The sequence below is a fragment of the Candidatus Alkanophaga liquidiphilum genome (genome assembly GCF_053996935.1).
Genome location: NZ_JBMXYC010000013.1, coordinates 1 through 22,112 on the forward strand (window position 1 = coordinate 1; position 22,112 = coordinate 22,112).

The following is a 22,112-nucleotide window of genomic DNA, read 5'->3' on the forward strand; positions in this document are numbered from 1 at the left end:
TCGTAGCCACATTTGCATTTGAACAGCTTTCTCTTACCGTTGAAGAAAACCCAGTTTCTCTTCGAAGTGTAGCCACATCTTGGGCATTTCTGAGATGTTCTTGCTCCGGGAACTTCAACGACATCAATGCCGTGCTGCATGCCACAGATTGAATAGCCTGCTTGAACTTGTGGAAGGGGATACGATGTATTTTCCTGTTAGCTCTCTTAGGTTTTCTCTCCTTACCGCTTTTCTTTCTGAGGTTCTTGAGTTTCTCAATGGCAATTACAGCATCGTATTTCATTGCAGTCTCGACAATCTCGTGTGCAACCTGCCATATCCTCGTGTTGACGAAGTTTCTTTCATCATGCTTCATCCTGCGGAGAGCACGCCGTGCTCTACCGCTTCCCTTGTCCGCATAACTCCTAAGCTTACTTCTCCGCTTCATGAACTTCCATTGCTTGTGCCATATATCCTTTCCCAGATACAACTGCTTTCTAACTCCACCATCACCCCCCAAGACCGTCAAAGCGAAGCTACCGCTGTTAACATCAACTCCCACAACTGCTTGATAACGTTGCTTAACTTTGAACTTCTTTCTAAGGTTAGCGATGACAACGTAATGTCCATCCTCCTTGTGCAGTCTGAATTGCGTGCAAATCCAACCATCTTCAAGATGCTCAACAAATCTTTTATAAGCACCATCCTGCTTGATTGGCAAGGCAATTCTACCGTTTCCATTAAACGATGCAACAACGACGGGATTTCCTCGTTTTGTTTTGGCAAATCTACCAGAACGAGGGATGTTGAATCTGATTGGGACTTGCTTAAACTCTTTGCAGTTCAAGTTCTCCCAGACTTGATGGATGCAATCAACGAGGATTTGAGAATGCAAGCTGTATTTTTGCTTGATAACAGAATAGGAGGTGGTATGTAGGATGGCGAAGTTCTCTGGATTGGCGGATTTGGCAATGGAAAGGATGTCATTGCAACAGCCAAGGACAGAACTAAATAACTCGGATAACAAGCGTCCTTTCCTCCTTGATAAAGGCAGCATGTTGAGCTTTAGAGCCTTGACAACGACCCTCTCCACTCTCAGCACCCGTATTAAGGTACGGGTCAAAGATATAAATAATCTTCGCCAATTCCTCCCCCTGATAAATCAGGGGGCTTCCTTGGCGGTGGGAGTGTGAAAGTGTAACTATCTTCTTCACGCCAAGCTCCTTAAACTTATTGATATTCCTTTCAGCTAATAGCTGGAACAACCCAATTTCACCAAGCCTATATACTTCATTGCCATCACAGTCCTCATCCTCACCGAGAATGCCAAAAGCTACTCCCGCCATCTCCAAGAGCTCGGCAAGGCTTTTAGCAACAACCTGCGCACGCTCGTCGTAAGAGCCTATGCAGCCCACGTAATAAAGGTATTCTTGTTGTTGACCATACTTTCTCACGCCTTTCAACCCTGCCGCCCTCTTACTTCTCGCCTTGCCCCATGGGTTTCCATGCTTACTGATGTTGTTCAGGAAGTCTCTCACGATGGGCGGCACCAACCCTTGCTCTACCGCCTCGCTTCTTGCTGCTACAATCATGTTAACGATGTCGTCACTGAAGCCGAACACGCACTGCTCAACGCAATTTCTACAGGTTGTACATGCGTATATTATCTCCGCAAGGTGCTTAGTCCATTCGACCTCGCCGCTCAGCCAAGCTCTTATGAGCCATAACCTCCCACCTGTGGAATAAGTTTCAAAACGGAATCTCATGTAGGAGGGGCAATTCAAGTCCGTGAAATTGCTCGTGAATTTGCAGAAGCCGCATCTGAAGCATCTGTGCAGCTTTTTGATATGTTCTTCTATCATCATGCTCCCTCCCAGTTCCCGGGATTCATGATTCCGTTGGGGTCCAGAAGCTCCTTTATCCTCTTCATGAGCTTGAGCGTGTTTTTGTCCATCATTTCCATGATTAGTCTCTGCCCCGGCACCTCGGTCTTCCAAGGAATTCCACCCATCCTGAGAGCAAGCTCGTTCGTCTCCTGCAAAGCCTGCCTCGCTCTTTCCATACTCTTAGGGTCTGCACGATTGAATGGATACGCCCATGCAAACATCATGCAATGTGCCCTTCCGACGACTCTGCATATGAAGGAATATGTGCCGATATCGTGTTTCTGAGAAATTCTGATTCCTTCCCTATAAGCTTCTGGAAAGCTCTCAACAGGGATTATTGCGCCGACATACTCGAATCCGCCGCCTTTTTTTACATCCGCCACCCTCGTCACGGACGTCTGCGGCATTTCCAAGAAACTAACCTTCATGCCCGGGGTCAGGTTCATAAATCCCCCTTCTCTGCTTTGAATTAGCTCTCGAAGTGCATTCCAGATGATTTTCCGCTTAAGCTCAAGTTCTTCCTTGGAATTTCCAGTTATGTATATCGTCGTGTGCTGCAAGTCCTTGAATATGAGCGGGTAGGGCTGCGCCCAGACCGTTATGTCTTCCGCAACCTCAGTCTGCGTGACGCAGTAAATAACATTCGGCACGATGTTCGGATTCTCGGTTACGAATACTTCAACGTCCCTTGTTTTCTGTCTCGGATAAAGCCTAAGGGATAATTTTGTGACGATGCCGGTCGTGCCGAACCATCCTATGAAAAGCCCCGCGAGGTCGGGCAAGGGCGCCCTCGCAAACCAGAACGGTGAGACTGCGCACGAACCTATCTTGCACACTTCGCCCGTTGGCAATATGACCTCTAACCCGTTAATCATGTCGGAATTGAAGCCATATGGCTGAGACAGCCTCCCCTGCCCGTGTATTAGCACGTTGCCGACGACCGTAGCCGACGGCGGGGCATCCGGGATGGAATGTCTCAGGCTAGGGTAATTCTTTTCCAGATATGCTTTCAGCTTGCCTTGCGTGACGCCGGCTTCGATGAGGACGTACCTACACTTCTCGTTTACTTCCAGTATCCTGTCCATCCTTTTCAGGTCTATGACGATTCCGCCCTTCAAAGGTCTGGTTAGCCCAGAGAGAACAAGCCCGCCGCCCAGCGGGACTATAGGCATCTTCTCCTCGTTAGCAAGCTTGACTATCTTCTGCACTTCCTCCGTCGTTTTGGGCATAACTACATAGTCGGGCTTATAAGGAGGCATCAGCCCCGGATCACGGGAATAGATGTAAAGCTCTTCAGGTTTGTTTGAAACGTACTGCTCGCCCACTATTTCCGCTAAGGATATGTATATCCGGTCAGTCATTTCACCTCCTCCCCCAGGGCGAGCCTGCAAATGTCGATCATGTGTAGAGGCCTTATATTTCTCTCGGAAACGAGCTCTGACAGCGTGTAAAAGCAGTATGGACAGTTGAAGACACAAGCTTCTGCCCCGGCATTCACCATGTCCTCCACGTTCTTCTTCTGTACGCCGACCGCTAGCTCGTAGTTACCCTGCATCTTGAAAACCGCCCCGCAACATAGGCAATTTTCCCCATCATACTCCCGCTCCACCCGTTCAACTCCTATAAGCTCGAATATGTCGTCCACAAAGTGCTCTTTTTCAGGCACGAGCCTTGACGAGCAAGGACGCTGATATGCAACTTTCATGCCCAGCGGCTTTATCTCGTCCTCGCGCTCTTTCAGCTTTTTATAAAGATATTCAAAGTAGTGAATGGGTTTAAAAGGGACTTCGATGCCGACGGCCGGCGCGTAGGAGGTAAAAGTTGAATAACACTCGTCATGGAGACATATGAGCTCCTTGATGCCATGCCTTGTTATGTTTTCTATCACTTTTGGAAGTCGCTCTTTCGTCACGGAGCTTCTTGCAAAGTGCAGATACACAAGGTTGCAGAAGAAATGCCTTCCTGTGAGCATGGAGGCGCCCTTAAAGAGCTTCCCCCGAATTTTACTCACATATTCGGGAAAGAAGCAAAGTGAAATGACAGGCTCTTTGACTTCCCTGATTTCAAGAGGTCTCGTAGGTTCAGCCATTTGAATCCACTGCTTTATGATGGGCTTCGGCGCCGGCAGTATGTCTTTCTCCTCTTGACGCTCGACAATCAAATAAAATGGATGATTTCCCTTATTGCAATACTCTTCGCACGCATAACAGGTTACGCACTCGTGCAGCACGAAAGAGTCTTCACCGCGAATTATCTTTTTTATCTCAGCCTTTGCAGTTTCCCTATCTACGCTTAGGTACTGACACCTTAAAAGGCAATCGTAGCTCTCACAACTTAAGCACCACGTCTCATTAAACTGCAGCTTTAGCTCCGACAACTCTCTCCCCTCATGTTTTATTTTCGCATGATAATAAAATTTAGGGGGCAAGATGAGGATAAAGGAGCGAGACTTTACAAAGCTTCTTGTTAGACCCGTAGTGGTCATCACGACCATCTCGAAGAACGGTGTGCCGAACGCTGCACCTTTCAGCTTTAACTCGCCGATAAGCTTCGAGCCGCCGCTTTACGGCTTTGCCAGCAGTCCTGAACACGATACTTGGCGCAACGTCCGTGAGACTGAGGAGTTCGTCGCCAACGTCGTCGGCGAGGACTTCGGCGAGCTCATGCACATCCTAGAAACAGACTTCCCCTACGAGGTCAGCGAGATCGAGAAGGCGGGTCTCACCGCTATGCCATCGGCGTGCGTGAAGCCGCCGAGGGTAGGGGAGGCGCTGGCATGGGTTGAATGCACGCTCGAAGCAAGTTACGAGCTTGGCGACCACGTTTGGATCGTTGGACGGGTCGTGTGTGCGGAGGTCAAAGATGAGTTTTGGGACGCCGTGCTGAACGCCGAACGTGCGAAGCCGCTCTGCCACATCAGCGGCGAGTTCTTCGCATGTGACGCCCGCAGACGCAAGTTCAAGCGTGCTCGCTGAACCACAGCACTGGAGTTCCGTGCAACGCAGAAATGCCAAAGGTCTGGACTGTGGGAACCGGCAGGCGGAGCTTGGAGGAGTTTTTGCGGCTGCTTCAAAAATACGAGATAGAGGTTGTCGTGGACGTCCGCCGCTTCCCAACGTCGAAGCTTGAGCACTTTAAAAAGGAAAACTTAGAGCGGAGCCTCAAGGAGGCGGGTATTGAATACTTCCACGTCCAAGAGCTTGGCGGCTACCGTAAGGGCGGCTACCGGAAACACATGGAAAGCGAGGAGTTCCGCAGTGGCTTGGAGTTTGTAGAACGGCTCGCTGCTGAGCGCAAAGTGGCGCTCATGTGCGCTGAAGTTCTTTATTTCAGATGCCACCGCCTCCTCATCTCGCACGCGCTCAAAGCAAGAGGGAATGAGGTCGTCCACATAATTGATGAGAAGCGGAGCTATGAGCACAAGACCTTAGGCGATTTTAGATGATCTGCGAACAAAGAGCAATACGGTAGAGAGGAGTTTAAAGGGCTGACAAGTGTAGGAGGTTGGTGGTAAATATATACTTTAAGGCTGAAAATTACCGAAACGAGCCCATGCCTATAGTGGGCAGGGGCAGCGTGCTCAGCCCGACGGGGAGCCCCAGACTCGGGGGAGCTACCTGCGCCCTGTGCGCCGACGGTGAAGAGCGAGCTTGAAATCCGTCGCCCGGAGGCATCGGCGGAGCGTCGAGACGCTGACCTTTACGCCGTTCTTCCTCAGAAAATCGAGGAGGGCGGGCGTCGTCCACTCTGCGCTCTCGTAGCCGAGCGCCGCCGGCGGCACACGCTCCAGACGCCTTAAAAACTCGACGACACGCACCGCCTTCACGGGCGGGCGTCCCGGCGGCTTCGCATTTAAAACGCTACGAAGCACGTCACGCTGTCTTCTCGCATCCTCAAGCCGCCGCACCCAGTTGTAAACGGCTTGGCGGCTCACGCCCAGCTTCCTTGCGACGACGACAACGCTCCCACCGGCGTCAAGCATAAGGAGCGCAAGTGCCCGCCGTTTCTCGGCATCGTCCAGCAGCGGCAACGCCGCCCCCAACGCCGCCCGCTCTTCCTCATGCAGTCGTAACACCAATGCCAACATGTCAATGTAATTGTGAATACGAAATTAAAGTTTTTTATTACTATTTTGTCCATGTTGTAACGGCGGCGACGCATGCCGCCAGCGTGCCCGTAGTGTTCCGCCCGAAAGGGCAGTGCCGCCGGGGCACGCTCGTGTGTCGAACGTTTGAAGAAAGGGAGGAGAGGAGGTGAGCGCAGATGTTTAAAAAGGACAAAGGTCTCTCGCCCGTCATCGCCGTCCTCCTGATGGTCGCCATCACCGTCGTCGCCGCCGCCGGTCTCTACGTCTGGTATTCAGGAATGGCTGGAAGCTCCGGCGCAACGACCAGCAAAGAAACATCCGGTGCGCTTTCGGGGTGGTGGAAAGGAGCTGAGGAGGGTCTCAAAGCCGCCAAAGACCTCGAACTCAGCTTCGACCCCAGCACAGTCGAACTCATCGGACCCATGATCGAAATCCCAGAGTGGAAGCCCGGAGAGGAAGGAATGTGGATTATACCGTCTGTTACGAATGAGACATTCACCAGTCTGTATGACCAATGGGTTCAGTTAGCACATACAAACATAGTGGAAGGGTCTGAAACAGTAACAGACACAAGTGGAGCAACAACATACACCAGTGGAACTGATTATGAGATGAACTACATAGCAGGTCAGATAAAGGTGCTTTCCGGAGGAAACATGAGCAACAACACCGATTACTACATCGACTACGAATATATAATAGGTGGCAGTATGGAGTACGAACCAGGCAATTCAGCCCATTTCGAATTCCAGTTCAACGATACAACCAAGGATTACTTCAAGTTTGACGGTGAAGGAGGATGGGACTCGGATGGTAACGAGCTGTGCGGCTGCTGTGACGCCATCGGCATCTGGGTGCCGCCGAGGAACGTGATGGAAGAGAACGACTACAAGCTGATGAACACCTTCATGCACGAAGGGGAGTTCATCGTTTACAAGGCGACAGTGACGAACACGGGAACGGAAACCTTAGAGGATGCCAAACTTGTTATTGCAGAGACGCCGCACGACAACTGCTGGTGGAGCTTGCACGCAGTGGAGACCAAGGAGGGACTCGTCTGGGTCGAGCCGAACACCGAAGTCGGAGCGCTCGATAAGCAGGGTCCGGAGAAAACTCTTACGGAACTGATGTCAATCGAGATGACTGGAGTGAAACCGGTCGATACTTACTTCGGCGTCAAAGAAGGTTATATGTCGGCAAAGGTTGCGCTCGGTGAAGCCTACGCTACATTCGCAAATCCAGTAGACGATGCGGGAATACATTACGTCTTCAACGGCTACAAGGTCAGCCACATGCCGCTCATGCTCGACACCAACCACAGCGTTAACGCCGGACCCGTCCTCGGAAGCCAGTATGACAACCTGTCAGCCTACAATAAGGTAATTGATGACGATCTAGGCTTGAACGACACCATGGTAGGACCGGGACTTGAGCTTGTGAATCCTGCGACGACCCCAACGGGTCATGACGTGATCGCAGCAGACAACGGACAGGTTCCGTACATAACCTACATGTACAAGCTCCCATACCACATGGCTGCCGTCGTTGACGATGCTGACAAACTAAGTGAAGCGTTATCGAAGGTAAATTCAAGCTGGAATCTCACAACACTTGTCAGTGACAACTGGGAGGGCTGGCTAACAGCTAATGGCTATACTACAACTACTGATGAGGGCGTTAAGGAAATCCTTGAAGAGCTTACGGACAACAGGTTGCTCGTCGATACGGTTGCGCTGGTTGTCAACGAGGACGAGATAATAGCCAAGCATTCATCAAACGTCTATGAGCTCGGAGACATCGAGCCGGGCGAGTCGAAGTCAACTTGGATTGTGCTAGGGAACAGGCACTTCGCTCCAGAGGTGCTTGATCTGCCGAGCTTCAGGGATGGAATCTCATACAGCCTGCCAATACAGGTCTACTCCGGAGGAAAACTCCTAGGAGAGACGAGCTACACGATCTACTTCAAGGATACGGGCTACATGTCCGAGGCGCACGCATAGCCCAGCAAGTGCTCAGTAGCGCACTTGTAAGGCGATAGGCGGGCGGCTGGCAGCGCCGAAATTTTAAGCTTTATTTTTCCCCCTTTTTCCCTTTTTCTACGAGTTGAATGCGTCTAACGTTCTCGGCGTCTGATGTTCTCGGTGCTCGCCAGTGGATGACCTGCGTGGAGTCAGCCGGTGACGGCGAGCGGTTTGCGGTGCGGCTGCCGTCGTTCGCATCGTAAAACGTGCAACAGCGGTCAAGCGGCAGAAACAGTAGTTCCGAAAATGCGCCGCAGAAGCAAAACTCAGTGGAGATGATTTCAAGTAGTTTGACTTCCGTATTTAAAGTTTTACCCTATCTCAAAACAATTTTTTCACCACCTACTTTACGGGACTCTTATTATACCCGCAACACCATCAAACCCCTTATCAAAAGTGTAAATCTCATTTATATTCTCACGGCGCATTACACTCACCGCCAGACAATCATTCGGGTCCATCTTTAACTCGCTCATCAATTCTACTGCGCCTAAGTAATCCTCAGTTGTGACATCAACAATCTTTACATTGTCCATTGAGAAGAGCCCGATTAACAGCGAATACAAATCTTCCATTGATAACGCCCTCTTCAGAATATTTGCAACTTCTGAAAGATGGACAACGGTTGTTATTACTTCTTCTCCCTCGTTTATTCTTCTTATTGTCTCCTTTGCATGCTCCTTCATCTGTTTCTCCTTCTCGGTCAATTCACGCTTCGGCTTGTAATATGCGTAAATGAACACATTCGCATCAAGAAATCTCATTGCTCATAAAATCTCCTCTCGAACTCATCCCAATCTTCTATGTTCATCCCAAGGTCGGCACTGTCAAAGAATCTGGTTAGGTCCACCTTCTTCTTCGGCACTATCTTCAGATACCCCTTCCCTTTTATCACAAATACCTCTCTGCTCTCTTTTAGTTCTTCCGCTCTCCAATCCGATGGCAGAACGAATCTTCCCTGTTCATCCACTTTCTTCCTTTCTATTCCATATATCATTTATTATCACCATAATGGGATGGATGTTTCACCTATTTAAATTTTTGGTGATTTGTTTGGACGTGTCCACATAAGATTATAAATGGGGGGAACTATTTTTATGCGTAGTGTAAGGGGGATTGTGGAGGAGTTGAAGGTGTTTGAGAGGAATAAGGTGCCGCCGCCTTTCGAGTTAAGATCCTAGCTTATATTCAGACGGCTTCGGGGAAGGGCTGCCAGAAATCTGTCAGAGCTCCATCCCGTCTCTAAAACCTCTGTCCGGAACTGGATAAAGAAAAGAAATTTGAAGAGAAGCTACCGGTTACAACAGAGAAAAAAAGAAATCTGATTGCCTCAGACGAAACAGTTGTTAAAGCGAATAAAAAGCGTATATGTTTATTCTGCGGTGTGGAGAGGAATGAGTTGATTATGAGAGTTTATACAACACGGAATTTATCTAACTACGTTGTAAAGGAAGGGCTAGAATACTGCGAGAATAAGCCCTGATTATTATAGATAAGCATGGTTGATGGATGCTATGAGAAGTCTTGGTTGGGAATTTGAACATCAGTCCTTTCGGTGAGAGAAGCAAGGTTGAATCGGTGTTTTTTCGCTGAAGCACGGATAAAGACGCTCTTTTCTCAATTAGCTGCTTTAATCCGTTAGAAACTGGAATGTGTTCTGTAAGTTGTTCATGCTATACTATAATCGGTTGCGGTGGGCTTATGTTATGTGGACACGTCCCTTAGGACTGTCAGCAAACCCTTTTTCTACTCTAAGCTGAATGCGTCTGATGTTCTCGGTGCTCGCCAGTGGATGACCTGCGTGGAGTCAGCCGGTGACGGCGAGCGGTTTGCGGTGCGGCTGCCGTCGTTCGTAGGACGTGGCGCTCATCCAGCATTTCAAGCAACAACGCAACGCCGCCCGCTTCTAACAGCGATGACACCTTAAGCAGCCACGCCCCGCAAAAGCGTAACTCATATTAATATTTTCGAGTGAAGTGATACCATGCACATACCGGACGGCGCACTTCCGATACGTCAGTGCCTAATGTATTGGCTCCTCGTGGCGCCTTTCATCGCATTTTACATACTCAAGCTCCGCAAGCTCGACGAGGAGGCAGGAGGGCGTCATGTCGTTTACACGGCGGCGGTCGCAACCTTCGTCTTCGCAGTCACTCTTTTTGAAATCCCGACTCCAGTTGGCATCCCCTTTCACCTGATTATGATACCCTTCGCCGCCATCGCATTAGGACCGCTGAGCGGCGTCCTCGTCTCCTTCCTCTGCCTCCTCTTCCAATTCATGCTCGCCGGCGAGGGTGGCTTCACGACGCTCGGCGCTAACACCCTCGTCATGGGCGTCTGCTGCTCCTTCCCCGCAGTCTTCTCCTTTAAACTCCTCCATGATGTTAACGAGAGGGTTGGCATCTTCTCTGGCGCCTTCCTCGGCATACTCACGGCAGCTATCATGAACGCCCTCATACTGACGGCTGCCGGCGTCCTTCCCCTTAACTTCATCCTCCCCTTCAACGTCGCCGTTTACTCCGCTGAAGGCGCCTTCGAAGGCGTCGTTACTGTCCTCATGATGGACTTCCTGCGAAGAGTCGGATTCAGAAGCGTGGAAATATGAGAGCGAGAAATGAATTGTGGGTGTGGATGCTGCTCGCCGCCTTCGCACTCGCAGTTTTCAGCGGCGCGCAAGCGCACATTCCGGTGAAAAGCAAGGAGATAAAGCTCGCCGTCGTCGCCGACTGGGAGGCGTATAAAGATGCGCAGCTCGCAGTGAGCGACCTCGGAATGCGAGCGAAAGTCGTCCCGACGGACGACGTGAGCGCCGCCTTGCGTGAGGAGCTGAGAAGTAGCGATGCCGTCGTCGTCATAGACCATCTGAACGAAGTCAAAGAGGTTTTAAGCGACGAAGAGCTTGCCGGCATCGTCATACAACCAGGACCGAACACGATGATAGGCGAGGAGGAAAGCAATGAGGTGAGAGTAGTGGTTGTGAACAATGACGATATACGGGCGGGCATAGCGGCGGCGCTCGTCCAGCTCGTCGGCTCATCAGGAGCTGAAACTGAGGAAATACCATCGTCGCTACTACCACTCTCCACGCTGCTCGCAGGCTTCTTCCCGGGCTTGGTTCTCGGCGTCTTCCTTGCGAAAAAGCGGCAACGTAAGAAGTAAGCAGCCGGTAGGGGGCGTGGCGGCGATGCCTAAAAACTTCACGGCGATGCCTAAAAACTTCACGGCGATGCCCAAAAACTTCAGCGCAGAGACCAAAATCCTGGCCTTTGTCATTGCAGTGCTCTCCATCGTTACATGCTCCCTGAAGCCGCTCACGCTCATATGTGCCGCTCTCTTAATAGTTTGCTTGATGAACGGCGCCCTGAGGCACGTCGCCGGCAGAACGCTCGTAGTCTCCCCGCTCTTAGCAATGATTCTCATGTTCCACCCCTTCATGCACGAAGGACACCCAATGTTCTCAATTTTCGGATACGAAGCGACATACGAAGGTTTCATCTCCGCCCTCACGCTTTGCCTGCGGATAACGTCGGCGGTTGCCGTCGCATCCCTGCTCTTCTATAGCACGAACGACCACGAGCTCATAAAAGGGCTGGCGAACTTGCGTGTGCCCAAGGAAATCATACTGCTCGTCTCACTGATGGCGAGATACATTCGGCTTTTCAGCGAGGAGCTTGCGAGGATGGTCGTAACGCAGAAGAGCCGATGTTTTGATTTGAGAGACCAAAATATAAGCTTCAGACGGCGGCTGCGGGTGCTGGCTCAGACCATAGGCATCCTCTTTATTCGTGTAATAGAGCACGGCGAGCAGATACGTAGAGCAATGCTCTCAAGGTGCTTCGGCTTCAAAATCCGTAGAGAGCGCCCGAGCTTCCGCCTCCCTGATCTCCTGTTGTTGTTCCTTTCCTTATCTCCTCTCATCTTGGAGCTAAAATTATGAAACGAGTAATATTTGTGAAGGATTTGGAATACGCATATCCCGACGACGGCACGACTGCACTTAAGGGTGTAAATTTTGAGGTTTTCGAGGGCGAATGTGTCGCAATCTTGGGACCGAACGGCGCCGGGAAGTCCACGCTCCTCCTCCACCTTAACGGCATCCTACAAGGGAAAGGCGAGGTGGAAGTCCTTGGGATGAAGATTAGCAAGGAGAACTTGAGGAAAATAAGGAGCAAAGTAGGATTGGTTTTCCAGAACCCGGATGACCAGCTCTTCTCGCTCACGGTCTTCGACGACGTCGCCTTTGGACCTATGAATCTGGGGCTTGAGGAGGAAGAGGTTGAGCGAAGGGTGAAGGAGGCGTTGAGCTTGTTAGGGCTTGAGGGTTACGAGGAGAGGATGCCGAGCCATTTGAGCTTCGGCGAGAAGAAAAAAGTTGCAATTGCGACTGCACTCGCCATGAAACCCGAAATTCTCGTGCTCGACGAGCCGACAAGCAATTTAGACCCAAAGGCGAGGCGGGAGCTGATTGAACTCATACGACGGCTGGACTTGACAAAGGTGATAGCCACGCACGACATAGAGCTGGCGGCTGAGCTTTGCGACCGCATCGCCATCATGTTCGATGGACGAATTGTGAAGGATGGCGGCTTGGAACTCCTTTACGAAGAGGAAGTGCTTGAGGCGTTCGGGCTTGAAGCGCCGACGCTCGTGAAGCTCCTCAGACGCTTGGGACTCCAGCCGAAAACCAAACTCGACGACGCCGTTTCATTCCTGAAATCACTTTTACGTGAATGAGACGGCGGCTACGGCACGCTGAAACAGCATCGCAGCCTAAGACGCCACCCACCGTCGAGCACGAGCATTACCGACAAAGTTATTAATTAGTGTGAGACAAGAATAATAAAGTAGCAAAAAAGGTGAGGAAATGGATAGAAAAGGCATCTCTCTTGTAACGTCCGCGCTCCTACTTGTAGCCATCTCCGTCGTGATAGCTTCTTCCTTCTACATTTGGTATCACGGAACGCTTTCTGAAGTCGCTGAGGAGGCGGAGCGCGGCACGGCTGAAAGGTTAAAATACACGCTCGCTGAGCTTCGCATGTCCTCCTACTCCGAATACTACGTATCAGGGAGGGACAAAGATAGTAATGGCGAGATAGGAATAAACGAAAGCGAGGGTTACGACGAGAGGTTCATTCAGGAGATAAAGGTGGAGCTTTGGAACGACGGCGATCTGAAATTAACCGCTGTGAATCTTAAGCTTTCAGTTTTGAGCGGAAATGTTGAGTGGCGGGCTTTCCGCATCGACAGGGAGAACAACCACCAGCTCCTCTACCCGAACGGCTCAGCTTTCAAATACAACGGTTCCGAACTTTACTTCAACAACATAACGGGCGGCGACAACGCCCTGCTCCTGCTCGCCGACGACGGCACGGCGTTGTATGCGTCGGATGAAGACGGAAACGCCATAAACACGACCAGCTTCCTTAACAGCACTTCTTCTGAGGAGTGGGTTAAGCTTCACTGCCCTGAATACGCCGTCGGCGAAGTCGCTCCTAACTCGAAGAGAACCGTCTATGTTTACGTCCTTGTCAACGAGTGCGCCGTCGGGGACGACATTGTCGTGAGGCTTCAGGCGAGGAGCTTAGAGGGTAAAACTGCGGAAAGGAGCGTGGTAATTCATGTTTCGAGCTGAGGGCGTGAGTCTGGTTGTTTCCGCTCTCCTACTCACCGCCGTATTCTCCATAACGGCATTCATGCTCTATGAATGGGGGCACAATACCATAAAGACGGGGTTCGGCGTCTCTGAGCGTAAAATCGGAAGCAACGAGCTTCGGAGATTCGAAGCGGCTGTGGAAGAAGTCTCGCATGAGGGCAAATTTTCCTCCCGAAAAATCTTCCTGACGCACCCGCTCTCCTTGAAAACCTCAGAAGTGAAGATTTGGACAGAAAACAGCTCCGAGACTGCAGAGGTGAGCGTAAAAAGTTACAGATTCGAGTGCGGAGGCAGTTTTTTAGAACTTGAGCCTGAGGTAAGAGCAGAAAGCTCGGAGCTTGTCGTGACGTGCTACGAAATCGCTTACTACGGCGGCGCCGGCGAGGTTCTCGTGAGGAATGCCGGCTGCTCCTCTGAGATGTTTGAGGGCGTGAACGTCTCCATCGGCGAGCCCTACAACGCAAGTTACGAAAACGTCACGTTTCGGATTTACAAGATAAGGCTGGAGGTGGTGTGATGCTTGAGGTTCACTACATGACTGCGGCAGCGGTCGGCGTCCTTATCGTGCTCACCACGCTCACATTGATGGGAAGCATAGAAAACTTCTCGCTTAAAGCTTCCGAGCACGCATTGGCGAGGAACGCCGCCTCGGACGTTGCGGATGCCGTCCTCAGCTGTCTCGACGCCGTCAGCGAGGGAGGATGCGTTAGAATGCGGGTTGGGCTTCCAACTTTCCCTGAAACGCCCGTCGTGAGTCTTAACAGCGAGGGAAAGACGCTTCACATAAATGTTACCCTCGATAGAACATACAGCTTTGACCTTCCGTTGAAAGAGAGCGTCAACGCCTCTGGGGAGGCAAAGGGGGATTTTGTAGTGGTCGTAAGCAGGGATGATGGTAGCGTGGAGGTGAGGCTCGTATGAAGGGGTGGGGGCGAGGGGAGAGGATGCTTAGGGCTCTTAAACTTAATAAAGAGTTCCTTGGGGTTTTGGCGAGAGGGAGCAAGCTGAAAAGATTTAGAGAGGAGGGTGGGGTTGAGGACGAAAGGGACGAATTTTTTGAAGAATTGGAAGCACTGCCGTCTTCCGATGGCCTTAGGGGCTACGAGGTGCTCGACCTCCGCTCTTTGCATGGGATAAACGTGAAGTATAGGTTGAACGGCGGCTCCTACGCCCACATACATTTCGACGAGACGGAAGGGCGGCTGAGATACAATGTCGTGGAGCCCGAGCTTGACGAGCGCCTAAAGTGCCTTTTAAAGCAATTTAAGGACATCGTGTATAGGGTTCTCGACGCGAATTTTTCCGAGGTTGAAGACAAGCAGGCGTATCTAATCTCGAAATTTGAGAGAATTCTGAAGGAATACGACATAAAGCTGACTGGTGCGGAGAGGCGGCGTCTCGCTTACTACCTCCTGCGAGACCTTGCACGTTACGGGAAGATAACGCCGCTGATTGACGACCCGCACATCGAGGACGTTTCGTGCAACGGCGTAGGCGTCCCCGTTTACGTTTATCACCGCTTCTTTGGCTCGATGCGGACTAACGTGAAGTTTGAGAGCGGGAGCGAGCTGGATTCTTTCATTATAAAAGTGGCGCAGCGGAGCGGGCGCCACATTTCCATAGCCACACCGATTCTGGAGGCGTCATTGCCCGAGGGGAGCAGGGTGACGCTGACGCTCGGCAAGGAAGTTACGATGCGAGGCTCGACGTCCTCGATACGGAAGTTCAAGATAGAGCCGATAACGCCCTTAGACCTGATGGCTTTCAACTCCATAAATGCAAAAATGCTTGCATACCTCTGGATTCTGATAGAAGGCGGCTCTTCCATAATCGTGGCGGGGGAGGTGGCAACTGGAAAAACGACGCTCCTTAACGCCTTTTCTATATTCATACCCCCAGACATGAAGATAATTTCGATAGAAGACACGCCTGAAATACAATTGCCGCACGAGAATTGGATTCCATGCGTGACGAGGACGGGCTTCGGCGCCTCCATAATCTCAGGCATCTCCGGCGTATCAGGCATCGTCGCAAGCCGGAGGCGTGGTGAGATAACAATGCTCGACCTGCTGAAATCTGCGTTAAGGCAACGCCCCGACTACATTATCGTCGGCGAGGTGCGGGGCGAGGCGGCGAGCGTGCTGTTCCAAGCGATTGCCACGGGGCATTTAGCGCTAACGACGATGCATGCAAACTCGCCTCGTGCGGTGATTCAGCGCCTCCAGTCGCCGCCGATGAACATCCCGAAGGTCATGCTCGACAGCCTGAACTGCATATGCATGCAGGTGCGCACGAAGTATAAGGGCAAAGTGGTGAGGAAAACAAGTCAAATAACCGAGGTCGTGCGTTACGACGAGGAGCGTGACGACGTCGTCACTCACGACGTCTTCCTCTGGGACCCAATGAACGACACCTTTAATTTCAGCGGCAAGAGCTACTTGCTCGAGCGCATCGCACGCTACGCAGGCGTCGAGACTGCGAAAATGTATGAGGAGCTTGAGAGGCGGGAGGAGGTTTTGAGGTGGATGAGTGCGTTGGGCGTAGGCTCATACCACGAGCTCTCTAAAATCATCGCCGAATACTACATAAACCCTGAGAGAGTCTTGGAGAGGATGCGTTCCAATGAAAGTGTATAGGAGAGGAGTAAAAAGGGCGATTGAGCGGCTGAAAGTATTATTGATCGGCATTTCTGGGCTGAAAATTAGTAGAGGGGATTTCAGGAGATTTTTGGACGTCTATAAGGGGTTTGCATACAGGGGGCTGGGAGCGAGAATAGATAAGAGGGGGTTCAAGGAGCTTGACGTGCTGCTTGAGAGGGCGAGGATAAGAATGAGCACCGGCATGTTTCTCAGCATCGCAATCATGAACTCGCTGGCGATAGCGCTCATCATCTTACCGCTTGCGCGCATCCTAATTCCAATGCCGCTTCTCCTTTTGTTCCCTGCGCTCTTTGCGCTTTCTTTTTCCGCACAACTCGTTTATCCTATTTTCAGGGCGAGGAGGAGGGCGAAAAGAATAGATGACGTTCTACCATACGCCTTCAGCTACATGGCGACGCTGGCGTCAGCAGGCGTCCCCCCACAGGGAATTTTCAAATCGCTTGCGGGGGCAAAAGAGATTTATGAGGAGATAAGCGTCGAGGCTTCTTACATCGTGCGGGACATGGAGGTTTTGGGCTTTGACGTTCTGAGCGCCCTTGCAAACGCTGCGAAGCGGGCGCCGTCGCCGAAGTTGGAGGCGGTGCTCAACACGATAATATCGTCGGTGACTGCAGGCTCCGACCTTTCGGAGGTTCTCGTGGAGGTCTCCGAGGTGCTGATGGAGGAGCGTCGCCTTTTATTGCGGCGATTCATCGAAGACGTTGCGATATATTCGGAGTTCTACGTCGTTCTCTGCGTCCTCGGACCTCTCTTTGTCCTCATAATGCTGCCGGTGACGACCGCTGTGAATTTGATAACCGGGACGAAGGGCACGCTCGCCGCCCTGCTCGGCAGCGAATTCGCATTTCTAGCCTCAATTTACATACTCATACCGTTCGGCTCCATACTCTTCCTCCTGTTCATGGATGCCGTTATGCCTCCGGACATAAAAGGGTGAGCGAACTTGCGTAACGAAATTGTTTTGAAGAGGAGAAAGGAAATAAGGGGCAGAGACCTCGTAATCCTTGCGTCCATAGCGGCGTACACGCCACTACTCATTCTGAACCTGAAAATCTTTTTCGAGACGGGAATGGTGGATGAGGACATTCTGATATTTACGGCGCTCGCCGCAATTGCGCCTTTGTCCGCGTTCACTTATTTCGACAACCTGAGGAGGCGGAGGGAGGAAGATGCGTTCCCCCTTTTTCTAAGAGACTTGGCGATGTCCGTGCGGACGGGAATGGACCCCGCAAAAGCTCTGATAAAGACCGCGGACGCCGACTACGGACCTTTAACCGATGCTATTCGTAGAATGGCAGTCCAAATATCTTGGGGACGCCCGTTCGAGGAAGTTTTGGAGGAGTTCGGACGTGAGCAGAAGCTTCCAATGATAAAAAGGGCAGTTTCTATCATCATAGGAGCAAATAGAGCGGGCGGCGACATCGGCGACATTCTAGCGGCGGTCTCCGTAGACGCACAAAGGTTAAACGACATAAAAAAGGAGGTTTCGAGCACGCTGAAAACCTACGTCGCTATTATCTACATCGCATACTTCATATTCCTCGGCATTGTATACGTGCTCGTCACGCAACTGCTCCCCGCAATGATAGAAATCGGAGTGCCCGCAACCATCGGGTTTTACAAGACGCACTTCTTCTGGGCGTCGATGATAATGGCTGTGCTTTCGGGGCTGGTTGCCGGGAAGCTTGGGGAGCGCTCCGCCGTGTTCGGGCTGAAGCACTCCGCTCTGATGATGCTCTCCGGCTACATTTTCTTCAAGGTGGTAATTCTATGATGAAAGCCGACCTTGCGTTGAGCCTTGTGTTGTTCGCACTTGTCGTCTCATACGTGGCGTATGCGACGCTCGCAATGCATTACGGGCTGAAAAGGGACGAGCTTTTGAAGACTGCCGCACTTCACGGGCTGGGCTTCAACCTGAGCAAGCGGAACTTGACGCAGGCGAGGGTGGCGTGCGTTTTCGAGAGTGCGGTGCTCGTGGATGCGAGGGATGAGAAGAACGCCACGAAGCTTGTCAAAACGGTGAATAACAGGACAGGCGTCGATATATATTTCGTGAACGAGACGGAGTTGCCATACACAGGCTTCGGCGCCGAAGCTTACGTCCTGCCGAACGCTGCGTGGAGGCACGTGCAGGAGCTAAGAGGCGAGAACTCGAACTTTTCAAAGATTAACGTGACGCTTGCGAGCTTAAAGGCAGATTTGAAGCACGTTTACCTTTATAACGCTACGTCGGGCGAGAAAGTCTTGTTGGAGGTGAGTGTGCCTGAGGAAGAACTGAAAGCGTCCGTCGATGGGATTATCGTGAGGCGTGTCGTGGCAGAAGAGGTCGTGTTGGACGAAGGAATGAAAGCGCTCGTGCCGCTGGAGGTGACATGCGGATGAGCCACTCGCTCGAAGCCGTGCTAAGTGCCATCCTTGTGCTTCTCTGCCTCATGTATGCTCTCACGGTAGTAGGAAACGAGGGTGCGGAAGGGGGAGAAAAGGAGCTCAAGCTGATATGCGAGGATGCGATGTCGGCAATGGAGAAGACCGGAGCCTTGAAGGACGTCGTGCGTGAGCTGAAATCGGGTAAAAGCGAGAAGGCATGCGTCGAAGTCCGTGCATTCCTGCCGGAGGACGTGGGCTTCTTATTCGAGGTCTCAGGCTCGTTTGTGGCGGAAGTGGGAGAGAAGGGCGTAAGACCTGAGCCTCCGACCGTGAGCGCCCACAGGCTCGTTGCCCTGAACGAGACGGAATTTTACGACGTTGCACTTGCGACGTGGTGGAGAAGATGACAAAGCGGAAGGAAGGGCAGTTTTACATAATTTCGGCGGTCGTCATGTGCTTAATATTGCTTTTAATATCCCACTTCGTTTCTCAAGCCCTGCTAGCACAGACACGCACGAGGATTTCGCTGAAATATGAAATCGACAACCTTCGCACCTTCTTCGAGGACGTCGTCTCATACGCAGTGGCGAACGCCTCCGCCTCCGAGCCGCTCTCAAACGTCGTAAGAAGCTTGGAGAATGCGATAGAGTTTGCGAGGGGCAAGCTTCTTGAAAGAGGCGTGCAAGCGAGTTTCGAGTGGAGCGTCGTGGCGATGCGTGTGGGCGTCGAGGTGAAAATAATACGTATGAACGTCTCAGCTTATGTTTCAGCGGGCAGGATTGAAGAAGTCACGGTGAACGTAACGAATGAAGGCTATGGGGGCAAGTTTTATGGGATTTTGGAAGTTTTTAACGGCAGCTGGCAGGTCAATTCAACGGAAGTTCCCGAGAACTGCACAAGTAGCCTAAATTTCACAAACCTCAATACAACCGAGGTTTATGTTGTTCTGAAGTGCGGGCACTCGCCTTCGAACTACACGATGCTGAACCTCACCGTAAATGCAACGAGCACGACAAACGACGGCGCTGTAATCATGATGGTGATAAATGGGGCGTTGCTTGACACGAAGGAGCTTGATGGCATCCTTAGCATAAGCTTCTGCAATGTGTCCGTGGCGCAACCCAAAACTTTTGTGCTGGTTAATGGGACGGGCTATCCCGACAACGCAAGAAAGACGAACATTTCATTGCCTGTTGGCGGTGGGAAGGAAAAGAGCTTTGCAAACGTCGTAAACGAGAGCTTTGGAGCAGCCGAACCCATCGTCTGGATAATAAACGTGACCGCAATGGGAAACTGCAGCGCCATCGTCAGATACAAGCGTTCATCGGCGGTGAAAGAAGTGAGCATTGAGCTTGAGACGCCAACGACTGTGAAAACGAGGGGTATGAGCGCAATGGCGAGCGTGAACATGAGCTTGCAGTCCGAGGATTACGTGGCGAGCATCCCGATAAGGATTGAAAAATCGGTCAAGTATTAGCGTGAGCTTCCGTCCTTTCCCCTACCCGGTTGCTGATGTATAACGTTTTGCGGAGATACGAAGTTCGGCTTTGCCGAATTTGGGCGTAGGTGCGAAGCACCGTAGCCGTATGTCCGCTGTTAGGCGATGTTGCTCATGCCCTTTCATAAGCTTCTAAGAATTCTTCTCTTTTTATCCCTGCTTGCCGACAAATTACTCTTAGGGTTGAGCCTTTTATCCTCTCATGATTTGGCATTGTTAGGGGAGTTTTAGTTCCATCAGGATTCCCTCTTATCATTGATATGCTTTCCAACTCTAACAACTTTAACCAAGGGCTTCAAATGCTTTTATAACCTTGCGGCTGGGTGCATCCCTTGGAAATTTCATTATACTACCACTTCTGCAATGAATGTCTCCACAACTTCTTCGTCTTCAAAGACGTCCTTTCCAAAAGTTTCTATGTGGAATTTGATTGCTGATTTTACGTTTTGTAGAGCTTCTTCGTATGTATCTCCCTCGCCAACCACCACTCCCTTTAAACCTACGGGATATAAGCTACGTATCCTTCCGGATGTTTTTCAACTATGATTTTCAATTCCATGTTTACACCTCACTTTTATGGAACTATTAAGCCTTATAAGGGTATATCCACTTCTACCCAGTTGCCTTTAAATTCAAGATGCACTTCTTGACAATCATTTTTCTCGCTCCCTTCGACATTCCGCACAACGTTTTGCGGGTATGTGAGGTATGAGAGGGAACCGTATACCCGCCTGTTAGACGAAGTGTTTCATGCGAGCAAAATCTTTTCTGCCTCTTCCCTGTAAGCCTCCATTAGGGAATTCCTGAAATTTTCGCAGCCTCCTCGGTCAAAGCCATTAAGTCGCTGCGAGATATCGTTGAAATTTTGAAGTTTCTGCTGCCTGCCATTAATTGCTGCTACTCATGACGTCAATATCTCCTCGAACAACTCCGCCTCGATTTCATGCATCATTGGTATCCCGGTGACTTCGGATGCGAGCCTGCTCAATGCCGCAATATCACTTCTATCTATCAAATCCAGCTTGAACTTGCGGACGCCAGCGAGCAACTGCTTTAAGCCGAGTCCTATCCTCTAGCTAAGATATGTGTAAACACCAACCGCAGACCATGGTATTTCCTTACCTACCTTACTCCCATATTCATTTTTCAGCTCATCAGCGACGATAAAAAATCTCTCCGGGCTGGTGCCATATTTATCGGCGAAATCTCTCGGTAATCTGCCCTTTTCTGCGAGTTCCGTGAAATAGAGCGACTTCATCGCTGCCGTCAACGGCGACCTTCCCATTGTGATAGATTTCACGAAGGGTCCTTTGCCATTGTTTCCATCGAAATTGCTAAGCGCTATCGCCTTAAATATCTGCGTCTCGTTGATGAACCCGCCAGCCATGCTTATATCAGGCACGTATTTCCCCGCTCGCTCCAATATCCTTGCACACTTCAATACCTGCGCTTCTAAATATACGGTAGGCGTGCTCATCTCGTTCATCATCGGCACTGGACTCATACCTGTGCCGCCACCAGCGCCATCGAACGTTATATAATCCACTTTGGCTTCAGATGCCACTTTCATCGTCCATGCAACGTCCACAGGACGATAAGCCCCTGTTTTTATCGTTACGCATTTTGCTCCTATGCTACGAAGCCATTCAACATCTTCTACAAAACCGCGTTCCTCCGGGAATCCCACACGGCTGTGCCGCTCGAACGTCTTGAACAAGCCATCTTTGAACGCCTCTTGAACCACAGGGTCTTCAGGGTCTGGCAGCACAATATATCCTCTCTTCTTCAGTTCCAACGCCCTTTCAAGCGAAGATACGCGTATTTCTCCGCCTATCGCCTTTGCTCCCTGCCCCCATTTCCTCTCTATTATATTCACTTCCAACTTGGACACCACATACTCATCCACACCGAACCTCTGGTCTTCTACATTTGTTTGCACCGCCACATCTCCGTATTTGCCG

The 22,112-nt window shown here is 51.0% G+C and carries 28 protein-coding genes and 2 pseudogenes; 18 read left to right on the plus strand and 12 right to left on the minus strand.

Annotation, left to right across the window (positions count from 1 at the left end; genetic code table 11):
• From ACXJJA_RS01825 to ACXJJA_RS01845, 5 genes and pseudogenes are all read right to left on the minus strand, one after another.
• Nucleotides 1–140 (minus strand): zinc ribbon domain-containing protein (locus tag ACXJJA_RS01825; protein WP_456486551.1); only part of this gene is annotated, 140 nt, incomplete at its 3' end.
• Nucleotides 141–205: 65 nt separating this feature from the next.
• Nucleotides 206–1,036 (minus strand): annotated as a pseudogene (locus ACXJJA_RS01830) (nuclease/transposase family protein); the annotation flags it as partial.
• Entirely contained in the window at nucleotides 987–1,844 is an 858-nt protein-coding gene (locus tag ACXJJA_RS01835; protein WP_456486524.1) for a (Fe-S)-binding protein, read from the minus strand. The gene ACXJJA_RS01835 and the pseudogene ACXJJA_RS01830, both read right to left, overlap by 50 nt.
• Nucleotides 1,841–3,226, minus strand: coding sequence for an FAD-binding oxidoreductase (locus tag ACXJJA_RS01840; RefSeq protein WP_456486525.1), 1,386 nt, complete (start codon nucleotides 3,224–3,226; stop codon nucleotides 1,841–1,843). The genes ACXJJA_RS01835 and ACXJJA_RS01840 overlap by 4 nt, the downstream gene beginning before the upstream one ends.
• Complete coding sequence (locus tag ACXJJA_RS01845; RefSeq protein ID WP_456486526.1) at nucleotides 3,223–4,242, minus strand: heterodisulfide reductase-related iron-sulfur binding cluster; 1,020 nt, start codon at nucleotides 4,240–4,242, stop codon at nucleotides 3,223–3,225. Before ACXJJA_RS01845 ends, ACXJJA_RS01840 begins: the two co-directional genes overlap by 4 nt.
• A 52-nt stretch (nucleotides 4,243–4,294) precedes the next feature.
• Between ACXJJA_RS01845 and ACXJJA_RS01850 the strand changes: the two genes are divergently transcribed.
• Both ACXJJA_RS01850 and ACXJJA_RS01855 read left to right on the plus strand, forming a co-directional pair.
• Nucleotides 4,295–4,840: a flavin reductase family protein gene (locus tag ACXJJA_RS01850; protein ID WP_456486527.1), complete on the plus strand. Its 546-nt coding sequence runs from the start codon at nucleotides 4,295–4,297 to the stop codon at nucleotides 4,838–4,840.
• Nucleotides 4,841–4,872: 32 nt separating this feature from the next.
• Complete coding sequence (locus ACXJJA_RS01855) at nucleotides 4,873–5,310, plus strand: DUF488 domain-containing protein (protein WP_456486528.1); 438 nt, start codon at nucleotides 4,873–4,875, stop codon at nucleotides 5,308–5,310.
• Nucleotides 5,311–5,478: 168 nt separating this feature from the next.
• On the opposite strand, the gene ACXJJA_RS01860 is transcribed toward ACXJJA_RS01855, so the two are convergent.
• Nucleotides 5,479–5,952 carry a helix-turn-helix domain-containing protein gene (locus ACXJJA_RS01860; protein ID WP_456486529.1) on the minus strand — a complete coding sequence of 158 codons (474 nt, stop codon included), beginning with the start codon at nucleotides 5,950–5,952 and terminating at the stop codon, nucleotides 5,479–5,481.
• On the opposite strand from ACXJJA_RS01860, the gene ACXJJA_RS01865 reads away from it, so the two are divergent.
• Complete coding sequence (locus tag ACXJJA_RS01865; RefSeq protein WP_456486530.1) at nucleotides 5,943–6,122, plus strand: hypothetical protein; 180 nt, start codon at nucleotides 5,943–5,945, stop codon at nucleotides 6,120–6,122. The two genes, ACXJJA_RS01860 and ACXJJA_RS01865, sit on opposite strands and share 10 nt — an antisense overlap.
• 6 nt (nucleotides 6,123–6,128) lie before the next feature.
• Nucleotides 6,129–7,952 (plus strand): archaellin/type IV pilin N-terminal domain-containing protein, encoded by a 1,824-nt coding sequence (locus tag ACXJJA_RS01870; RefSeq protein WP_456486531.1) that lies wholly within the window; start codon nucleotides 6,129–6,131, stop codon nucleotides 7,950–7,952.
• Between the two features lie 368 nt (nucleotides 7,953–8,320).
• On the opposite strand, the gene ACXJJA_RS01875 is transcribed toward ACXJJA_RS01870, so the two are convergent.
• The gene (locus tag ACXJJA_RS01875; protein WP_456486532.1) at nucleotides 8,321–8,737 is read right to left on the minus strand and encodes a type II toxin-antitoxin system VapC family toxin; all 417 of its coding nucleotides are present in this window, start codon (nucleotides 8,735–8,737) and stop codon (nucleotides 8,321–8,323) included.
• Nucleotides 8,734–8,970: a division/cell wall cluster transcriptional repressor MraZ gene (locus tag ACXJJA_RS01880; protein WP_456486533.1), complete on the minus strand. Its 237-nt coding sequence runs from the start codon at nucleotides 8,968–8,970 to the stop codon at nucleotides 8,734–8,736. Before ACXJJA_RS01880 ends, ACXJJA_RS01875 begins: the two co-directional genes overlap by 4 nt.
• Nucleotides 8,971–9,765: 795 nt before the next feature.
• Between ACXJJA_RS01880 and ACXJJA_RS01885 the strand changes: the two genes are divergently transcribed.
• The 14 genes from ACXJJA_RS01885 (at nucleotide 9,766) to ACXJJA_RS01950 (ending at nucleotide 20,130) form a co-directional block, all read left to right on the plus strand.
• Nucleotides 9,766–9,900, plus strand: coding sequence for a hypothetical protein (locus ACXJJA_RS01885; protein WP_456486534.1), 135 nt, complete (start codon nucleotides 9,766–9,768; stop codon nucleotides 9,898–9,900).
• 57 nt (nucleotides 9,901–9,957) lie between these two features.
• A complete protein-coding gene (locus ACXJJA_RS01890) occupies nucleotides 9,958–10,578 on the plus strand; it encodes an energy-coupling factor ABC transporter permease (protein WP_456486535.1) in 621 nt (206 codons plus the stop codon).
• Nucleotides 10,575–11,132, plus strand: coding sequence for a hypothetical protein (locus ACXJJA_RS01895; protein ID WP_456486536.1), 558 nt, complete (start codon nucleotides 10,575–10,577; stop codon nucleotides 11,130–11,132). Before ACXJJA_RS01890 ends, ACXJJA_RS01895 begins: the two co-directional genes overlap by 4 nt.
• On the plus strand, nucleotides 11,104–11,910 hold the full coding sequence (locus ACXJJA_RS01900) for an energy-coupling factor transporter transmembrane component T family protein (RefSeq protein WP_456486537.1): 807 nt from the start codon (nucleotides 11,104–11,106) through the stop codon (nucleotides 11,908–11,910). The genes ACXJJA_RS01895 and ACXJJA_RS01900 overlap by 29 nt, the downstream gene beginning before the upstream one ends.
• Nucleotides 11,907–12,707, plus strand: coding sequence for an energy-coupling factor ABC transporter ATP-binding protein (locus tag ACXJJA_RS01905; RefSeq protein WP_456486538.1), 801 nt, complete (start codon nucleotides 11,907–11,909; stop codon nucleotides 12,705–12,707). Before ACXJJA_RS01900 ends, ACXJJA_RS01905 begins: the two co-directional genes overlap by 4 nt.
• A 130-nt stretch (nucleotides 12,708–12,837) precedes the next feature.
• Nucleotides 12,838–13,605, plus strand: a complete 768-nt coding sequence (locus ACXJJA_RS01910) for a hypothetical protein (RefSeq protein ID WP_456486539.1) — start codon at nucleotides 12,838–12,840, stop codon at nucleotides 13,603–13,605.
• Nucleotides 13,606–13,609: 4 nt separating this feature from the next.
• Nucleotides 13,610–14,143 (plus strand): hypothetical protein, encoded by a 534-nt coding sequence (locus ACXJJA_RS01915; RefSeq protein ID WP_456486540.1) that lies wholly within the window; start codon nucleotides 13,610–13,612, stop codon nucleotides 14,141–14,143.
• Nucleotides 14,143–14,547, plus strand: coding sequence for a hypothetical protein (locus ACXJJA_RS01920; RefSeq protein WP_456486541.1), 405 nt, complete (start codon nucleotides 14,143–14,145; stop codon nucleotides 14,545–14,547). Before ACXJJA_RS01915 ends, ACXJJA_RS01920 begins: the two co-directional genes overlap by 1 nt.
• A gap of 23 nt (nucleotides 14,548–14,570) precedes the next feature.
• Complete coding sequence (locus tag ACXJJA_RS01925; protein ID WP_456486542.1) at nucleotides 14,571–16,262, plus strand: type II/IV secretion system ATPase subunit; 1,692 nt, start codon at nucleotides 14,571–14,573, stop codon at nucleotides 16,260–16,262.
• Nucleotides 16,249–17,223: a type II secretion system F family protein gene (locus ACXJJA_RS01930; RefSeq protein ID WP_456486543.1), complete on the plus strand. Its 975-nt coding sequence runs from the start codon at nucleotides 16,249–16,251 to the stop codon at nucleotides 17,221–17,223. The genes ACXJJA_RS01925 and ACXJJA_RS01930 overlap by 14 nt, the downstream gene beginning before the upstream one ends.
• A gap of 6 nt (nucleotides 17,224–17,229) precedes the next feature.
• Nucleotides 17,230–18,060 (plus strand): type II secretion system F family protein, encoded by an 831-nt coding sequence (locus tag ACXJJA_RS01935; protein ID WP_456486544.1) that lies wholly within the window; start codon nucleotides 17,230–17,232, stop codon nucleotides 18,058–18,060.
• Nucleotides 18,057–18,668: a hypothetical protein gene (locus ACXJJA_RS01940; RefSeq protein WP_456486545.1), complete on the plus strand. Its 612-nt coding sequence runs from the start codon at nucleotides 18,057–18,059 to the stop codon at nucleotides 18,666–18,668. Before ACXJJA_RS01935 ends, ACXJJA_RS01940 begins: the two co-directional genes overlap by 4 nt.
• Nucleotides 18,659–19,060 (plus strand): hypothetical protein, encoded by a 402-nt coding sequence (locus ACXJJA_RS01945; protein WP_456486546.1) that lies wholly within the window; start codon nucleotides 18,659–18,661, stop codon nucleotides 19,058–19,060. Before ACXJJA_RS01940 ends, ACXJJA_RS01945 begins: the two co-directional genes overlap by 10 nt.
• Complete coding sequence (locus tag ACXJJA_RS01950; RefSeq protein ID WP_456486547.1) at nucleotides 19,057–20,130, plus strand: hypothetical protein; 1,074 nt, start codon at nucleotides 19,057–19,059, stop codon at nucleotides 20,128–20,130. Before ACXJJA_RS01945 ends, ACXJJA_RS01950 begins: the two co-directional genes overlap by 4 nt.
• Before the next feature lie 133 nt (nucleotides 20,131–20,263).
• Here ACXJJA_RS01950 and ACXJJA_RS01955 read toward each other — a convergent pair whose 3' ends face one another.
• The 4 genes and pseudogenes from ACXJJA_RS01955 to ACXJJA_RS01970 all read right to left on the minus strand — a co-directional run.
• Nucleotides 20,264–20,431 (minus strand): type II toxin-antitoxin system HicA family toxin, encoded by a 168-nt coding sequence (locus tag ACXJJA_RS01955; protein WP_456486548.1) that lies wholly within the window; start codon nucleotides 20,429–20,431, stop codon nucleotides 20,264–20,266.
• 64 nt (nucleotides 20,432–20,495) lie between these two features.
• A pseudogene (locus ACXJJA_RS01960) lies at nucleotides 20,496–20,710 on the minus strand (type II toxin-antitoxin system HicB family antitoxin).
• 342 nt (nucleotides 20,711–21,052) lie between these two features.
• A complete protein-coding gene (locus ACXJJA_RS01965) occupies nucleotides 21,053–21,199 on the minus strand; it encodes a hypothetical protein (protein ID WP_456486549.1) in 147 nt (48 codons plus the stop codon).
• Nucleotides 21,200–21,223: 24 nt separating this feature from the next.
• On the minus strand, nucleotides 21,224–22,112 hold an 889-nt coding region (locus tag ACXJJA_RS01970; RefSeq protein WP_456486550.1), incomplete at its 5' end, for a glutamate synthase-related protein.

Excerpts from the sequence above, each read along its gene's own strand:
- ACXJJA_RS01910 (WP_456486539.1), top strand. The coding sequence starts at position 12,838 with ATGGATAGAAAAGGCATCTCTCTTGTAACGTCCGCGCTCCTACTTGTA.
- ACXJJA_RS01925 (WP_456486542.1), top strand. The coding sequence starts at position 14,571 with ATGCTTAGGGCTCTTAAACTTAATAAAGAGTTCCTTGGGGTTTTGGCG.
- ACXJJA_RS01850 (WP_456486527.1), top strand. The coding sequence starts at position 4,295 with ATGAGGATAAAGGAGCGAGACTTTACAAAGCTTCTTGTTAGACCCGTA.
- ACXJJA_RS01895 (WP_456486536.1), top strand. The coding sequence starts at position 10,575 with ATGAGAGCGAGAAATGAATTGTGGGTGTGGATGCTGCTCGCCGCCTTC.
- ACXJJA_RS01920 (WP_456486541.1), top strand. The coding sequence starts at position 14,143 with ATGCTTGAGGTTCACTACATGACTGCGGCAGCGGTCGGCGTCCTTATC.
- ACXJJA_RS01870 (WP_456486531.1), top strand. The coding sequence starts at position 6,129 with ATGTTTAAAAAGGACAAAGGTCTCTCGCCCGTCATCGCCGTCCTCCTG.
- ACXJJA_RS01945 (WP_456486546.1), top strand. The coding sequence starts at position 18,659 with ATGCGGATGAGCCACTCGCTCGAAGCCGTGCTAAGTGCCATCCTTGTG.
- ACXJJA_RS01875 (WP_456486532.1), bottom strand. The coding sequence starts at position 8,737 with ATGAGATTTCTTGATGCGAATGTGTTCATTTACGCATATTACAAGCCG.
- ACXJJA_RS01950 (WP_456486547.1), top strand. The coding sequence starts at position 19,057 with ATGACAAAGCGGAAGGAAGGGCAGTTTTACATAATTTCGGCGGTCGTC.
- ACXJJA_RS01855 (WP_456486528.1), top strand. The coding sequence starts at position 4,873 with ATGCCAAAGGTCTGGACTGTGGGAACCGGCAGGCGGAGCTTGGAGGAG.
- ACXJJA_RS01835 (WP_456486524.1), bottom strand. The coding sequence starts at position 1,844 with ATGATGATAGAAGAACATATCAAAAAGCTGCACAGATGCTTCAGATGC.
- ACXJJA_RS01930 (WP_456486543.1), top strand. The coding sequence starts at position 16,249 with ATGAAAGTGTATAGGAGAGGAGTAAAAAGGGCGATTGAGCGGCTGAAA.
- ACXJJA_RS01880 (WP_456486533.1), bottom strand. The coding sequence starts at position 8,970 with ATGATATATGGAATAGAAAGGAAGAAAGTGGATGAACAGGGAAGATTC.
- ACXJJA_RS01865 (WP_456486530.1), top strand. The coding sequence starts at position 5,943 with ATGCCAACATGTCAATGTAATTGTGAATACGAAATTAAAGTTTTTTAT.
- ACXJJA_RS01885 (WP_456486534.1), top strand. The coding sequence starts at position 9,766 with ATGACCTGCGTGGAGTCAGCCGGTGACGGCGAGCGGTTTGCGGTGCGG.
- ACXJJA_RS01890 (WP_456486535.1), top strand. The coding sequence starts at position 9,958 with ATGCACATACCGGACGGCGCACTTCCGATACGTCAGTGCCTAATGTAT.
- ACXJJA_RS01940 (WP_456486545.1), top strand. The coding sequence starts at position 18,057 with ATGATGAAAGCCGACCTTGCGTTGAGCCTTGTGTTGTTCGCACTTGTC.
- ACXJJA_RS01840 (WP_456486525.1), bottom strand. The coding sequence starts at position 3,226 with ATGACTGACCGGATATACATATCCTTAGCGGAAATAGTGGGCGAGCAG.
- ACXJJA_RS01905 (WP_456486538.1), top strand. The coding sequence starts at position 11,907 with ATGAAACGAGTAATATTTGTGAAGGATTTGGAATACGCATATCCCGAC.
- ACXJJA_RS01860 (WP_456486529.1), bottom strand. The coding sequence starts at position 5,952 with ATGTTGGCATTGGTGTTACGACTGCATGAGGAAGAGCGGGCGGCGTTG.